The 13,230-nt window shown below is 60.0% G+C and carries 12 protein-coding genes and 2 tRNA genes; 12 read left to right on the top strand and 2 right to left on the bottom strand.

Annotated features, from left to right (window positions below):
* Positions 1–101 precede the first annotated feature (101 nt).
* The 6 genes from tldD (at position 102) to ACRY08_RS06095 (ending at position 7,135) form a co-directional block, all read left to right on the top strand.
* Positions 102–1,526, top strand: coding sequence for a metalloprotease TldD (gene tldD, locus ACRY08_RS06070; RefSeq protein ID WP_432448995.1), 1,425 nt, complete (start codon positions 102–104; stop codon positions 1,524–1,526).
* A 109-nt stretch (positions 1,527–1,635) separates the two neighbouring features.
* Entirely contained in the window at positions 1,636–2,826 is a 1,191-nt protein-coding gene (gene dprA, locus ACRY08_RS06075) for a DNA-processing protein DprA (RefSeq protein ID WP_432448996.1), read from the top strand.
* Between the two features lie 149 nt (positions 2,827–2,975).
* Positions 2,976–6,416, top strand: a complete 3,441-nt coding sequence (locus ACRY08_RS06080; protein ID WP_432448997.1) for a pyruvate carboxylase — start codon at positions 2,976–2,978, stop codon at positions 6,414–6,416.
* 51 nt (positions 6,417–6,467) lie between these two features.
* On the top strand, positions 6,468–6,857 hold the full coding sequence (locus ACRY08_RS06085) for an MAPEG family protein (protein WP_432448998.1): 390 nt from the start codon (positions 6,468–6,470) through the stop codon (positions 6,855–6,857).
* Between the two features lie 85 nt (positions 6,858–6,942).
* A tRNA-Gly gene (locus ACRY08_RS06090) sits at positions 6,943–7,017 on the top strand.
* Positions 7,018–7,060: 43 nt separating this feature from the next.
* A tRNA-Gly gene (locus tag ACRY08_RS06095) sits at positions 7,061–7,135 on the top strand.
* A gap of 461 nt (positions 7,136–7,596) precedes the next feature.
* Here ACRY08_RS06095 and ACRY08_RS06100 read toward each other — a convergent pair.
* On the bottom strand, positions 7,597–7,959 hold the full coding sequence (locus ACRY08_RS06100; RefSeq protein ID WP_432449609.1) for a helix-turn-helix domain-containing protein: 363 nt from the start codon (positions 7,957–7,959) through the stop codon (positions 7,597–7,599).
* 228 nt (positions 7,960–8,187) lie between these two features.
* Between ACRY08_RS06100 and ACRY08_RS06105 the strand changes: the two genes are divergently transcribed.
* The 4 genes from ACRY08_RS06105 (at position 8,188) to hisH (ending at position 11,433) form a co-directional block, all read left to right on the top strand.
* Complete coding sequence (locus tag ACRY08_RS06105; protein WP_432448999.1) at positions 8,188–9,069, top strand: LysR family transcriptional regulator; 882 nt, start codon at positions 8,188–8,190, stop codon at positions 9,067–9,069.
* A 226-nt stretch (positions 9,070–9,295) separates the two neighbouring features.
* Positions 9,296–10,012 (top strand): hypothetical protein, encoded by a 717-nt coding sequence (locus ACRY08_RS06110; protein ID WP_432449001.1) that lies wholly within the window; start codon positions 9,296–9,298, stop codon positions 10,010–10,012.
* Between the two features lie 170 nt (positions 10,013–10,182).
* Positions 10,183–10,770 (top strand): imidazoleglycerol-phosphate dehydratase HisB, encoded by a 588-nt coding sequence (hisB, locus tag ACRY08_RS06115; RefSeq protein ID WP_432449002.1) that lies wholly within the window; start codon positions 10,183–10,185, stop codon positions 10,768–10,770.
* A 24-nt stretch (positions 10,771–10,794) separates the two neighbouring features.
* Positions 10,795–11,433, top strand: coding sequence for an imidazole glycerol phosphate synthase subunit HisH (gene hisH, locus ACRY08_RS06120; protein WP_432449003.1), 639 nt, complete (start codon positions 10,795–10,797; stop codon positions 11,431–11,433).
* A 45-nt stretch (positions 11,434–11,478) separates the two neighbouring features.
* On the opposite strand, the gene ACRY08_RS06125 is transcribed toward hisH, so the two are convergent.
* Positions 11,479–11,862 (bottom strand): DUF2147 domain-containing protein, encoded by a 384-nt coding sequence (locus ACRY08_RS06125; RefSeq protein WP_432449004.1) that lies wholly within the window; start codon positions 11,860–11,862, stop codon positions 11,479–11,481.
* 138 nt (positions 11,863–12,000) lie between these two features.
* On the opposite strand from ACRY08_RS06125, the gene hisA reads away from it, so the two are divergent.
* Both hisA and ACRY08_RS06135 read left to right on the top strand, forming a co-directional pair.
* Positions 12,001–12,726 carry a 1-(5-phosphoribosyl)-5-[(5-phosphoribosylamino)methylideneamino]imidazole-4-carboxamide isomerase gene (gene hisA / locus ACRY08_RS06130; RefSeq protein ID WP_432449005.1) on the top strand — a complete coding sequence of 242 codons (726 nt, stop codon included), beginning with the start codon at positions 12,001–12,003 and terminating at the stop codon, positions 12,724–12,726.
* A 1-nt stretch (position 12,727) separates the two neighbouring features.
* The gene (locus tag ACRY08_RS06135) at positions 12,728–13,204 is read left to right on the top strand and encodes a DUF2867 domain-containing protein (protein WP_432449006.1); all 477 of its coding nucleotides are present in this window, start codon (positions 12,728–12,730) and stop codon (positions 13,202–13,204) included.
* Positions 13,205–13,230 lie beyond the last annotated feature (26 nt).

Here is a 13,230-nt window from a genome sequence, read left to right on the forward strand (position 1 = left end):
TCCTGAAAAACCATATTAAGAGGCTGGGAACAAGAAAAAACCTTCGCAAGTTAATGAACAAAACCGCAAATCCCGGCGGTTAGCGCTAATCCGAGGCCCCGATGACCGAGACCACCCCTTTTCGCCCTTTTGAAACCCAGCTGGACCGGGACACTGCGACCGGCATTTTGACCGAGGCGACGCGTGGCGCGGATGATGGCGAGTTGTTTTTTGAGCGCATGCGATCCGAGGCGCTGGTCTTTGATGATGGGCGGCTGAAAAACGCAAGCTATGACGCATCGGAAGGGTTCGGGTTGCGCGCCGTGAAGGGCGAAACCACCGGCTATGCGCATTCGACCGAGATCAGCGAAGCCGCACTTAAACGTGCCGCCGCCACCGCGCGGCTGGCCGTGGGCGATGGCGGCGGCACCTGGGCTGATGCGCCCGCCCACACCAATCGCAAGCTATATACGGATGCCGATCCGATGGCGGATGCGGGCTTTGGCCTGAAGGTTGAAACCCTGCGCGAGATCGACGCCTTCACGCGTGATCTGGATGCGCGTGTGGTGCAGGTCTCGGCCACCATCGCGGCGTCTTTGCAAGAGGTGCATATCCTGCGCCCCGATGGGCAGCTGGTCTCTGATACCCGCCCGATGACCCGTCTGAATGTCTCGGTGATCGTCGAGAAAGACGGGCGGCGCGAAAGCGGCTCGGCGGGTGGGGGCGGGCGCGCCGGCCTGACCGGGTTGATGGAGGCGTCGCACTGGCAAAGCACCGCGCGCGAAGCCCTTCGCATCGCTTTGGTGAACCTCGACGCGGTGCCTGCGCCCGCTGGCGTGATGGACGTGGTGCTTGGCAATGGTTGGCCCGGCATTCTGCTGCACGAGGCCGTCGGTCACGGGCTGGAAGGTGACTTCAACCGCAAGGGCTCCTCGGCCTTCTCGGGCCTTGTCGGCCAGCAGGTCGCGGCCAAAGGCGTGACCGTTGTCGATGACGGCACCCTGCCCGACCGGCGCGGATCGATCACCGTGGATGACGAAGGCACACCCTCGGGCCGGGCCGTGTTGATCGAGGACGGCGTGTTGGTCGGCTACATGCAGGACCGCCAGAACGCGCGGCTGATGGGGGTTCAACCCACGGGCAACGGACGGCGCCAAAGCTATGCGCATGCGCCGATGCCGCGCATGACCAACACCATCATGGAAAGCGGCGACTCTACACCCGAAGAGGTGCTGGGCGCGTTGAAGGACGGCATCTATGCTGTCGGGTTCGGCGGCGGTCAGGTGGACATCACCAACGGCAAATTCGTCTTTTCCTGCACAGAAGCCTACCGTGTCGAGGGCGGCAAGGTTGGTGCGCCCGTGAAAGGCGCCACTCTGATCGGGGATGGTCCGCAAGCGATGAAGCAGATCCGCGCTATCGGCAACGATATGGCGCTTGATCCGGGTGTTGGCACATGCGGGAAATCAGGACAATCCGTGCCGGTGGGTGTGGGCCAGCCCTCTTTGCTGATTGGCGGATTGACTGTTGGCGGATCAGCGGCGTGAGGGCGGCGTAAGGGCGGGGCGGGCCATGCAAGGGGCTGAAAAACACATCCGTTAGGAGTACGTTAACCATTTCCATCGCATGGTTAACCGGTAAGAGACGGAATCAACCATGCAATCGGATCTAATCCCTTCCCTCCACCCCACCCCCTCACCCCAAACTGTGGAAGACAAGCTGGCTTGGATCCGTCTCTTGCGATCACGCCGCGTTGGTGTGACCACATTTTTCAGACTTATGAACGAACATGGCAGCGCGCAGGCCGCCCTTGAGGCGCTGCCCGAAGTGGCGCGCGTCGCTGGGGTGAAAGACTACGCCCCCTGTCCGCTGGCCGTGGCCGAAGCCGAATATGAACGCGCTCAGATGGCGGGCGCCAAGATGGTTGCCTGGGGCACCAAGGCCTATCCCGAGCTGCTTTCCGAAATCCCGGACCCGCCGCCCTTTTTCTGGACCATTGGCGATCAGGCGTTGCTTCACAGCCCCATGGTTGCCCTGATCGGGGCACGCAATGCGTCCTCCATCGGCACACGCATGGCCCGCAAACTGGCCGGCGAGCTGTCGGACGCAGGGTTCACCGTTGTGTCCGGATTGGCGCGCGGCATCGACACGGTCGCCCATACCGAAGCCCTGGCACGCGGCAAAACCGTGGCGGTGCTGGCCGGTGGTGTGGATGTCATCTATCCCAAGGAAAACACCGTGCTTGCCGAAGAGATCGCCCGCGACGGGCTGCGATTGTCGGAACAACCCATCGGGCTTTCCCCTCAGGCGCGCCATTTCCCGCGCCGCAATCGCCTTATTTCAGGTCTGGCGCGGGCCGTTGTGGTGGTCGAAGCCGCCGCGAAATCCGGCTCTTTGCTGACCGCCAGAAATGCGCTGGATCAGGGGCGCGACGTGCTGGCGGTTCCCGGCCACCCGTTTGACGCCCGCGCAACCGGCTGTAACTTCCTGATCCGTGATGGCGCGGCGCTTGTGCGTGGCGCGGATGACGTGATCGAGGCGATTGGCCCTGCGCGTACAGCGGCAAATGGCCTGCCAGATGACGCAAATTCACCCGTTTCTGACGTTTGTGTTGACGACATTCCCCCCGCCCCGCCGGAAAAAAGAACCCTGGCCGAAACCGCACAGCTGCACCGGCATATTCTGTCGCGGCTTGGCCCCAGCCCGCTGGCCGAGGATCAATTGATCCGCGACATGGGGGATCAACATGGCGCCAGATCGCAAGACATCCTGCCGGAGCTTGTGACGCTGGAGCTTGAAGGGCGAATCACACGCCAGCCGGGGGGGCTTCTTTCGAAGCCCAACTGAGAAGGTGTGCCCGCATTGGTAAAATGATTTTACCAATTTAGCGCTAAACCTTGCGAAATCCTTTCAAAAACTATTGCGCTGCAGCGCGGCACACCCTACGACTTTGGCAATTCCAGCTAAGGGACATGCCGAAACGGGGGGGAAACCTGATGCGCGACTTTCAGAAAATCCTGATTGCCAACCGGGGCGAGATTGCAATCCGCGTGATGCGGGCCGCAAACGAAATGGGCAAAAAGACCGTGGCGGTCTATGCCGAAGAAGACAAGCTGGGCCTGCACCGGTTCAAAGCCGACGAGGCCTACCGGATCGGCGAAGGCATGGGTCCGGTCGCAGCCTATCTGTCGATTGACGAGATCATCCGGGTCGCAAAGGAATGCGGCGCAGATGCAATCCATCCCGGTTACGGGCTCCTCTCAGAAAACCCAGATTTCGTGGACGCCTGTGCCGCCAACGGCATCACCTTCATCGGCCCCAAGGCGGAAACCATGCGCGCCCTTGGCGACAAGGCATCGGCCCGCAAGGTCGCCATTGCCGCCGGTGTGCCCGTCATTCCCGCCACCGAGGTGCTGGGCGATGACATGGGCGCGATCAAATCCGAAGCCGCCGAGATTGGCTATCCCCTGATGCTGAAAGCCAGCTGGGGTGGCGGCGGGCGCGGCATGCGCCCGATCTTTGGCGAAGACGAGGTTGAAGAGAAAGTGCTGGAAGGCCGCCGCGAGGCGGAAGCCGCCTTTGGCAATGGCGAGGGCTATCTGGAAAAGATGATCACCCGCGCCCGCCATGTCGAGGTGCAGATTCTTGGCGACAGCCACGGCAACATCTATCACCTCTATGAACGTGACTGCTCGGTCCAGCGCCGCAACCAGAAAGTCGTCGAACGCGCGCCCGCGCCTTATCTCTCTGAGGCCCAGCGCGAAGAGATCTGCGAGTTGGGCCGCAAAATCTGCTCTCACGTGAACTACGAATGCGCGGGCACTGTCGAATTCCTGATGGATATGGAAACGGGCAAGTTCTATTTCATCGAGGTGAACCCCCGCGTTCAGGTCGAACACACCGTGACGGAAGAGGTCACCGGTATCGACATCGTGCAGGCGCAAATCCTGATCGCCGAGGGCAAATCACTGGCCGAAGCGACAGGCAAGGCCAGCCAGTATGACATCCGTCTGAACGGCCATGCGTTGCAGACCCGCGTGACCACGGAAGACCCGCAAAACAACTTCATCCCTGACTATGGCCGCATCACCGCCTACCGCTCGGCCACCGGCATGGGCATCCGTCTGGATGGCGGCACCGCTTACGCGGGCGGGGTGATCACGCGCTATTACGACAGCCTTCTGACCAAGGTCACCGCCTGGGCGCAAACGCCAGAGGCCGCGATCGCACGCATGGACCGGGCGCTGCGCGAGTTTCGTGTGCGTGGTGTGTCGACCAATATTGCGTTTGTCGAAAACCTTCTGAAGCACCCGACCTTCCTGAACAACCAATACACCACCAAGTTCATCGACGAGACGCCCGAGCTGTTCCAGTTCAAGAAGCGTCGCGACCGGGGCACGAAGGTTCTGACCTATATCGCGGATATCACCGTGAACGGGCACCCGGAAACAGCAGATCGCCCGGCCCCGCCCGCTGACCTGAAGACCCCCAAGCCCCCTGCCCTGCGTGCAGAGCCGGCGGCGGGCACACGTACGTTGCTAGAGGCCGAAGGGCCGCAGGCCGTGGCCGATTGGATGAAGGCGCAAAGCCAGCTTCTGATCACCGACACCACCATGCGCGACGGACACCAGTCGCTTCTGGCAACCCGCATGCGCTCGATTGACATGATCAAGGTGGCGCCGGCCTATGCCGCCAATCTGCCGCAGCTCTTCAGTGTCGAATGCTGGGGGGGTGCGACCTTTGACGTGGCCTATCGCTTCTTGCAGGAATGCCCGTGGCAACGCCTGCGCGATCTTCGCAGCGCGATGCCCAACGTGATGACTCAAATGCTGCTGCGCGCATCAAACGGGGTGGGATACACCAACTATCCCGACAACGTGGTGCAGGCCTTTGTGGCGCAGGCGGCAAAATCCGGCGTGGACGTATTCCGCGTGTTTGATTCACTCAACTGGGTCGAAAACATGCGTGTCGCAATGGATGCCGTTGGGGCTGCGGGCAAGGTCGTCGAGGGCACTGTTTGCTACACCGGCGACATTCTGAACCCCGACCGGGCCAAATATGACCTGAAATACTATGTCGGCATGGCCAAAGAGCTGGAGGCCGCAGGCGCGCATGTTCTGGGCCTGAAAGACATGGCGGGTCTGTTGAAACCGGCCGCTGCGCGGGTGCTGATCAAGGCGTTGAAGGAAGAGGTCGGTTTGCCGATCCATTTCCACACCCATGACACATCCGGCATTGCTGGCGCGACCATCCTGGCAGCCGCTGATGCCGGTGTGGATGCAGTCGACGCCGCGATGGACGCCTTCTCGGGCGGCACATCGCAGGCCTGTCTGGGTTCGGTGGTCGAGGCGCTGCGCAACACCGACCGCGACACCAGGCTGGATATTGGCGCGATCCGCGAGGTTTCGAATTATTGGGAAGGCGTGCGTCACCAATATGCGGCGTTTGAAAGCGGTCTCGAGGCGCCTGCCTCCGAAGTTTACCTGCACGAGATGCCCGGCGGCCAGTTTACCAACCTCAAGGCGCAGGCGCGTTCGTTGGGGCTGGAAGAGAAATGGCCGGACGTGGCGCAGAGCTATGCGGATGTGAACCAGATGTTTGGCGACATCGTGAAGGTGACGCCCTCATCCAAGGTCGTGGGCGACATGGCGCTGATGATGGTCAGCCAGGGACTGACCCGTGCCGAGGTCGAGGACCCCAAGACCGATGTGGCCTTCCCTGACAGCGTGGTCGATATGATGCGCGGCAATCTGGGCCAACCGCCCGGCGGCTTCCCCAAGTCGATCATCAAGAAGGTGCTCAAGGACGAGAAACCGAACCTGAAACGCCCCGGCGCGCATCTGGAGCCGGTTGACCTGGAGGCCACCCGCGCCGAGCTGTCCAAGGAGCTGGAAGGCTTCAAGGTCGATGACGAGGATCTGAACGGCTACCTGATGTATCCGAAGGTGTTTTTGGACTATATGGGCCGCCACCGGACCTATGGCCCAGTGCGCAGCCTGCCCACCAAGACCTTCTTTTACGGTATGGAGCCGGGCGAAGAGATCACCGCCGAGATTGATCCGGGCAAGACGTTGGAAATTCGCCTGCAGGCCTTGGGTGAAACCGACGAGAACGGCGAAGTGAAGGTGTTCTTTGAGCTGAACGGTCAGCCGCGCACCATCCGCGTGCCGAACCGGTTGGTGAAATCCGCCACCCAAGCGCGCCCAAAGGCCGAGGACGGCAACCCCAACCACGTGGGCGCCCCGATGCCCGGCGTGGTGGCCTCTGTCGCGGTGGCCGCCGGGCAGCAGGTGAAAGAAGGCGATCTGCTTTTGACCATCGAAGCGATGAAGATGGAAACGGGCATTCACGCCGAACGCGACGCGGTTGTGGCCGCGCTGCACATCCAGGCTGGCGGCCAGATTGACGCCAAGGACCTCTTGGTCGAACTGGAATAAACGACTATCCCTTGTCGGGTCGGCAACCGCCGGCCTGACAGGGGAGTTTCCATGAGTATCACCATCACATCCGTTGCCGCCGCCCTGATCGGGCTGCTTTATATCTGGCTGTCCACCCGCGTGGTTGCCTTGCGCATTTCCAAACGGGTGAGCGTGGGGGATGGTGACGACAAGGCGCTGCTTTACCGGATGCGCGCCCATGCCAATTGCGCGGAATACGCCCCCATCAGCCTGCTGCTTTTGCTTTTGGTCGAGCTTTCCGGGACGCCACAGGGCGTGACAGTGGCCCTTGCCGCATTGATTGTGCTGGGCCGTTTGCTGCACGCCTATGCGTTCATTCGCCGCCCAATGAACTTTCTGGCGCGGCGCGCAGGCATGCTGATGACCTTTGCTGCCATCGCCATTTCAGCGATCGGGCTGATCGGTCACGCATTGCTTTGAGGCTTGCGCGAAATTCTTTGGAAAAGCGGGCAAAACCCTCTTGCGGCCCCCATCCCATGTCGCTATATCCCCCTCACCGAAGGAAGCGGGCGTAGCTCAGGGGTAGAGCATAACCTTGCCAAGGTTAGGGTCGGGCGTTCGAATCGCCTCGCCCGCTCCAATCGGATACCCGGTCTGGTCACCCGCCAGACAAACCATAGGAAGCGGGCGTAGCTCAGGGGTAGAGCATAACCTTGCCAAGGTTAGGGTCGGGCGTTCGAATCGCCTCGCCCGCTCCAAATGGGACCCTCCGGATATTTTCAGATCATGTGTGTCAGATCAGGCTCATAAGAGCCCGAAGACACCCGTATCACGCCATGCACGGCCACCAATTGCACGGCTTGGAACATGATCCGCCCACAGGTTCGTGACGTCCGCAAATGAAAAAGGGACGGTCAACACCGCCCCTTTTCCTTGTCGCCCGAGCATGATGTCGTCGCAACCGTCCCCACGGCCGCACATCCTTCGCAAACCCGTTAAAGCGTTTCGACTTATTGTTGAGGCACAACAATGAGACGAAACGCGCGGAACCTACCAATGTTGTGGGCGTTTCGAAATCAACTTGTGTCTCAAGTTAATCTCGAAACGCTTTATTCACCCCTCGCATTTGCGGGGCGCGGGCGACAGACCTTTGAACCGTCAAAAGCCCAGCTGGAGCATTTCGGAACAAACATGAGCCTCAAGTTTAATCCGAGACGCTTTAGCTCGCCGCGCGTTCGGCAAGCTCGTGAATCATCGAGTGTATTTGATTGCGCACTTTCTCATCGGCGATGGATGACAATGCCTGCGCCGCTTTTGCCGTGCGTTCATCCAACGCCCCGTTGGCGGCAGCGTCACTGCCCTCACGTGGCAGGCCATCAAAGAAATACCCCGGCTCTACTTTGAGCAGACGCGCAATCTCGAACATTTTGCTGGCTGAAACGCGGTTATACCCCGTTTCGTATTTCTGCAGTTGTTGGAAGGACAGCCCAAGTTGATCTGCAACGATCACCTGTGTCATGCCGCGCAAAAGCCGAACTTCCCTGATTTTCTTGCCCACATGGACATCCACTGGATGAACCATCTTTTTCACCAATTGTTGTTACCCGTATAGCGAGAGTGGCAGGAATTGCACTCAAGCCCAATTGGTTAGCTTTGAACAGGATGGGTAAATAAACTATCACATGATGGGTGATTTTTTTACCCGACAACCTAAAGCTGCTTGTAAAAAGGATTTTTTTGCAAATAGTCTGTCTGTATTCTGGTGAAGCCGCGCCATGAAAGCGGTTAATTTGGAGGCACGGGTATAAAAATGTCCCATCGCGACAGCCCTGCATTGCTTTACGAGATGCTGCGCTCATTCGCATCTTTGGCGCGCACATTGAACCTGTCTCAGACGGTCAGCGACCTGAAAAGCACGCGCCAGACCGTGCGGCGCCATATTGCGCTTTTGGAAGAGTACAAAGGCAGCCCGCTCTTCACCTTGGAAAACCGAAGCTACAAGCTGACCGAAACAGGCCGCAATTCACTGCGCGAGGCCGAAGAGCTGATCGCGCGGGGCGAGGCCTGGCTGCATAATGAAAGCAAACATATCAACGACCTTTACTATTTGGGTCTGCAACTGGGGCCCGTGCCCTATTACCTGCAACAACATCCCTTGACGGCAATATGGGACAAGGGCTCGGATTTGCTGAAATTTGGCTTTCACGCCTGGGCGCGCAGCGAAGGAGATTTGGAAAGCGAGAGCTTTTCGTTGCTGCGCCCCTATCTGATGGTGTTTCGGTTCAATGACGAAAACGGGGACTGGATCTGCACGGAAGTGGGTGAAAAGTCGTCTTTCGCCACGTGGTTTGGGTGGGAGAAATACCGCTCCTCGGTCGGTAAGGGCGTTGGAAGCCTGCCCGGCGGTCCGGGATTTGCCAATCTGCTGGCACAGCCCTTCCATGACATCTCAACCACGCGATCGATCCGGCTGGATCACATTCACACGCGCATCGCCCATGGTCCTGATGACCAGTTGACCCCCATCAGTTACCAGCGCCTTGCGATGGCCTGTCGTTTTGCCGATGGGGAATTTGCTCTGGCCACATTGATTGACCGGACCCGCAACGTAGAGATCAACGATCTGCCGGATGATGTGCGCTGTTCGATGCCTGAAGAGCTGACCATGCGCGTGGTGCCGCCAGAGCTTTGAGGCGATCACCTTGGTGACACGTCCTGCATGCGCCCTGTGCACCCAGCGCGTTGGCGCACATGAACCCTGCCCCCTTCAACCCTGCTTGTCTGCTTGAAATCGGTGCGAGGCTGGCACGGTAGATCATTAAAATTCTAATTATCGCGCCAAAACGTCGATTCCGTTCGAAATAATTCGCGCATAGGTTAAGCTATCCCATGGACAATCGGACGCATGGGAGATGATTATGACCATCCACGACACATTCACCGGAGCACAATATGTGACCGCTATTCTCGACATGGCCAATGACAAAGGCTTGATGATCGAAATGGGGTCGGATTTCAACCTTTACGGGAAATATATCGAAGAGCATCGCACACATCAACCCCTTGGGGACCCATTCAATCCAAAATTGCACCAGATGTCCGAAGACAATGGTTTCTGGATTGCCGGATGGAACGAAAATGGTGAATTGGTGCACACGCAAGCCATGCGTTTGTTCGATCTGCAAGGGGCGGTCCTGTCAGACTATCTGACCCGAAACTTCCAGGCTTTCCCCCCCACCGGGCTGGATCTGGACATGGCGCGCAGCAACTATCAGCCCGGCCCCGGCGCGCGGCGGATTGCCGGCAAAACCTGTTATCACGGCGAACTTTGGGTGCGCGGCGATGATCGTTATCGCGGCACCGGCTTGCCCGGCATGCTGGCCCGGTTTGCACTGGCCACATGTGTGCTGCGCTGGTCGCCGGATTTCATCTTTGGTTTCATGCCCGAGAAATACGCCTTCCGCGGACTGGCCGAGCGCGAAGGCTATATGCACACGGATCCGGGCGCCCTGTCATGGTTTGCCAAAGGGTCAAACGCGCCGCTCAAAGGGTTCATGACCTATATGGGGCGCGAAGATCTGAGCCATCTTCTGACGCTCTGCCCGCGTGAATTCATGACGTCGCAGGCCGCCTGACACCTTTCTGCCCCCAAACGGGGCCGATTATCGCATCCCGCGCGCGCACCCATGTGTCCAATCGCGTGCGCGGGGCTGCGCGGCCACAGCTGCCGCCCGGCTTGCATTGCCATCTTTCCCATACTGCCCAGCCCGCCTATAAGGGGCCGAGACAAAAGAAGGATGACCCGATGCGGCGCGCCCAGATCACTCGTAAAACCGCTGAAACCGCCATCTCGGTCGAGCTGAACCTCGACGGGACCGGACAGTATGACAACCAGACCGGCGTGGGCTTTTTTGACCACATGCTGGACCAGTTGTCGCGCCACTCGCTGATCGACATGACGATCCGCGCCGAGGGTGATCTGCATATCGACGACCACCACACGGTCGAGGATACCGGCATTGCGATCGGGCAGGCGCTGGTCGAGGCGCTTGGCGACAAGAAGGGCATCCGTCGCTATGGCGAATGCCACCTGCCGATGGATGACGCGCAGGTGCGCGCGGCGCTGGACCTGTCCGCCCGCCCCTACCTGATTTGGAATGTGGACTTCGCGGCCCCGAAGATCGGCACCTTCGACACCGAGCTGGTGCGCGAGTTCTTTCAGGCTTTGGCGACCCATGGCGGCATCACGCTGCATATCGACCAGATCCACGGCTTCAATGCCCACCACGTGGCCGAGGCCGCCTTCAAGGCCGTGGCCCGTGCCCTGCGCTTGGCTGTTGAAACTGATCCGCGCAAAGCGGAGGACATCCCCTCGACCAAGGGTGCTCTGTAAAGCACACCCGACCCGGAGACCAACATGCTGACCGTGATCATCGACTATGACAGCGGCAACCTGCACTCGGCCGAAAAAGCGTTTCAGCGCATGGCGGCTGAGACGAATGCAGGTGACGTGATCGTATCCACCAAGCCTGAAGACGTGACCCGCGCCGACCGGATTGTGCTGCCCGGCGACGGGGCCTTCCCCGCTTGCCGCCAGCAACTGTCCGACCATCGCGGCATCTATGAAGCGCTGGAAGAGGCGGTGATCCGTCAGGGCCGCCCTTTCATGGGCATCTGCGTGGGCATGCAAATGCTCGCCACCGTAAGCCACGAATATCAGGACACAGAGGGGTTTGACTGGATCAAGGGGCATGTGCGCAAGATCACCCCCGCTGACCCGGCCCTGAAGGTCCCGCATATGGGCTGGAACGATCTGGTGATCGACAGCACCCACCCTGTGCTTGATGGCGTGACAACGGGCGACCACGCCTATTTCGTGCACTCCTACCACTTTGTCGTGGACCACCCTGCCGACCGTTTGGCCCATTGCGACTACGCGGGCGACATCACCGCCATTGTGGGCCGTGACAACATGATCGGCATGCAGTTCCACCCGGAAAAAAGCCAGGCGGCGGGGCTTAGGATGATCGCGAACTTCCTGAGCTGGACACCATAAAAAAGGGCGCCTCGACGGGCGCCCTTTTCGCTTATGGAGCACTGGTTACTTCACGCGTGACCATGTTTGTTTCTTGCAGATCGGGCCAACACAGCCTGCAACCTTCAGGGTCGATCCGCTCAGAGTCATCTTGGATTTGTAAACCTTGCCGGTCGAGGGCTGCCAAATCTTGCCCCCTGAGTATTTGCCACCGCCATTTGGGCTCATGTCCCACACCAGCTTTTTGCCGATGTTTTCGGATTTGTATTCACCCGATGCATTGAACGTGCGCGAGATTGCACCACAAAGCGCCGCGCCACATTTCGAGAATGTGACATGGGCATAGGCCCCGTCATCCACCTGTGTCTTCCACACACCCATAACCGGATCAGCCGACGCGGCCCCGGCCAAACCAACCACCAGCGCAGCCGCTGTTAGAACTCGTTTCATGTTTTCCTCCCGTTTTCATGCATCCTGCCGCCCGGCCCGGCCTGCTGGCAAGTGTGACGTAGCTGGAGCCATCTCTTGCCGCCTGCCCGCGTCCGTGCCAAAAGCGGCCTGACAAACATATAAGCCGGAGCACCTGCCATGATCCTTTATCCCGCCATCGACCTGAAAGACGGCCAATGCGTGCGCCTGTTGCGCGGCGAGATGGACGCGGCAACCGTGTTTAACGACGACCCCGCCGCGCAGGCGCGCGCGTTTCAGGATGCAGGTTGCGAGTGGATTCACCTGGTCGACCTGAACGGTGCTTTCGCAGGCGAGCCGGTGAACGGCGGCGCGGTCGAGGCCATTCTGAACGCCATCGACGTGCCCGCCCAACTGGGCGGCGGCATTCGCGATATGGCCACGATCGAAGGCTGGATCGAAAAGGGCCTGTCCCGCGTGATCCTTGGCACCGTGGCGGTGGAAAACCCTGATCTGGTGCGCGAAGCTGCCCGCGCCTTCCCCGGCAAGGTCGCCGTGGGCATTGATGCGCGTGACGGGCGTGTCGCCACCAAAGGCTGGGCGGAAGAGACCGATGTGATGGTCACCGATCTTGCCAAATCCTTCGAGGACGCGGGCGTGGCCGCCATCATCTACACGGATATCAACCGCGACGGCGCGATGCAGGGGCCCAATGTCGAGGCGACCGCCGATCTGGCCCGCGCGGTCTCGATCCCGGTGATCGCCAGCGGCGGCGTCAGCTCGCTGGATGATCTGCGCGCGCTGAAGTCCTGTGGTGCGCCTCTGGATGGTGCCATCTCGGGCCGGGCGCTTTATGACGGCGCGATTGATTTGAATGAGGCGCTTGGCGTCCTGAAAAGCGCGTAAGATGGGCCGGGTCCGCACGACCTCGCTGCCCCGCACCTCAAAGCTGTGGGAGCGTTTCACCAAAGGTGACTTTATCGACGGCTATGCCGTGACAAGTCCGCTCAGCGCGCAGGAGGCGCTGCAAATTGGACTGGCGCTACCGTCATGGGCCATGACGCTTCTGAAAATTCGCAACCGCATTCTGTCTCCTTTCGGGTTCAAAACCCGGATCGACAAAGGGTATGTGGACAGCATCTTCCCGCTCGAATTTGAGGATGAGAACGAGGTCATTGTCGGCACGGATGACTGGCATCAGGATTTCCGCATTTCGGTCTTTAAGGCGGATGATACGATCCACATGGCCACTTGGGTGCACCGCCACAATCTGGCCGGCTATATCTATCTGGCCGTGGTCATGCCATTTCACATCCTGATCGTGCGCGATGCCATGCGCCGCATAGCCCGCGCGCCGATTGCACCCGCGCCCCAAGCACAGTAGACACGACCCCGTCCAACAACCGAGGC

This window comes from Aliiroseovarius marinus, assembly GCF_050881025.1.
GTDB lineage: Bacteria > Pseudomonadota > Alphaproteobacteria > Rhodobacterales > Rhodobacteraceae > Aliiroseovarius > Aliiroseovarius marinus_A.

What these genes read in the sequence shown, in the direction of transcription:
- ACRY08_RS06125 (WP_432449004.1), bottom strand. Translation starts at nt 11,862, where the DNA reads ATGAAACGAGTTCTAACAGCGGCTGCGCTGGTGGTTGGTTTGGCCGGG.
- hisH (WP_432449003.1), top strand. Translation starts at nt 10,795, where the DNA reads ATGCTGACCGTGATCATCGACTATGACAGCGGCAACCTGCACTCGGCC.
- ACRY08_RS06080 (WP_432448997.1), top strand. Translation starts at nt 2,976, where the DNA reads ATGCGCGACTTTCAGAAAATCCTGATTGCCAACCGGGGCGAGATTGCA.
- ACRY08_RS06135 (WP_432449006.1), top strand. Translation starts at nt 12,728, where the DNA reads ATGGGCCGGGTCCGCACGACCTCGCTGCCCCGCACCTCAAAGCTGTGG.
- hisB (WP_432449002.1), top strand. Translation starts at nt 10,183, where the DNA reads ATGCGGCGCGCCCAGATCACTCGTAAAACCGCTGAAACCGCCATCTCG.
- ACRY08_RS06110 (WP_432449001.1), top strand. Translation starts at nt 9,296, where the DNA reads ATGACCATCCACGACACATTCACCGGAGCACAATATGTGACCGCTATT.
- ACRY08_RS06105 (WP_432448999.1), top strand. Translation starts at nt 8,188, where the DNA reads ATGTCCCATCGCGACAGCCCTGCATTGCTTTACGAGATGCTGCGCTCA.
- hisA (WP_432449005.1), top strand. Translation starts at nt 12,001, where the DNA reads ATGATCCTTTATCCCGCCATCGACCTGAAAGACGGCCAATGCGTGCGC.
- tldD (WP_432448995.1), top strand. Translation starts at nt 102, where the DNA reads ATGACCGAGACCACCCCTTTTCGCCCTTTTGAAACCCAGCTGGACCGG.
- dprA (WP_432448996.1), top strand. Translation starts at nt 1,636, where the DNA reads ATGCAATCGGATCTAATCCCTTCCCTCCACCCCACCCCCTCACCCCAA.
- ACRY08_RS06085 (WP_432448998.1), top strand. Translation starts at nt 6,468, where the DNA reads ATGAGTATCACCATCACATCCGTTGCCGCCGCCCTGATCGGGCTGCTT.
- ACRY08_RS06100 (WP_432449609.1), bottom strand. Translation starts at nt 7,959, where the DNA reads ATGGTTCATCCAGTGGATGTCCATGTGGGCAAGAAAATCAGGGAAGTT.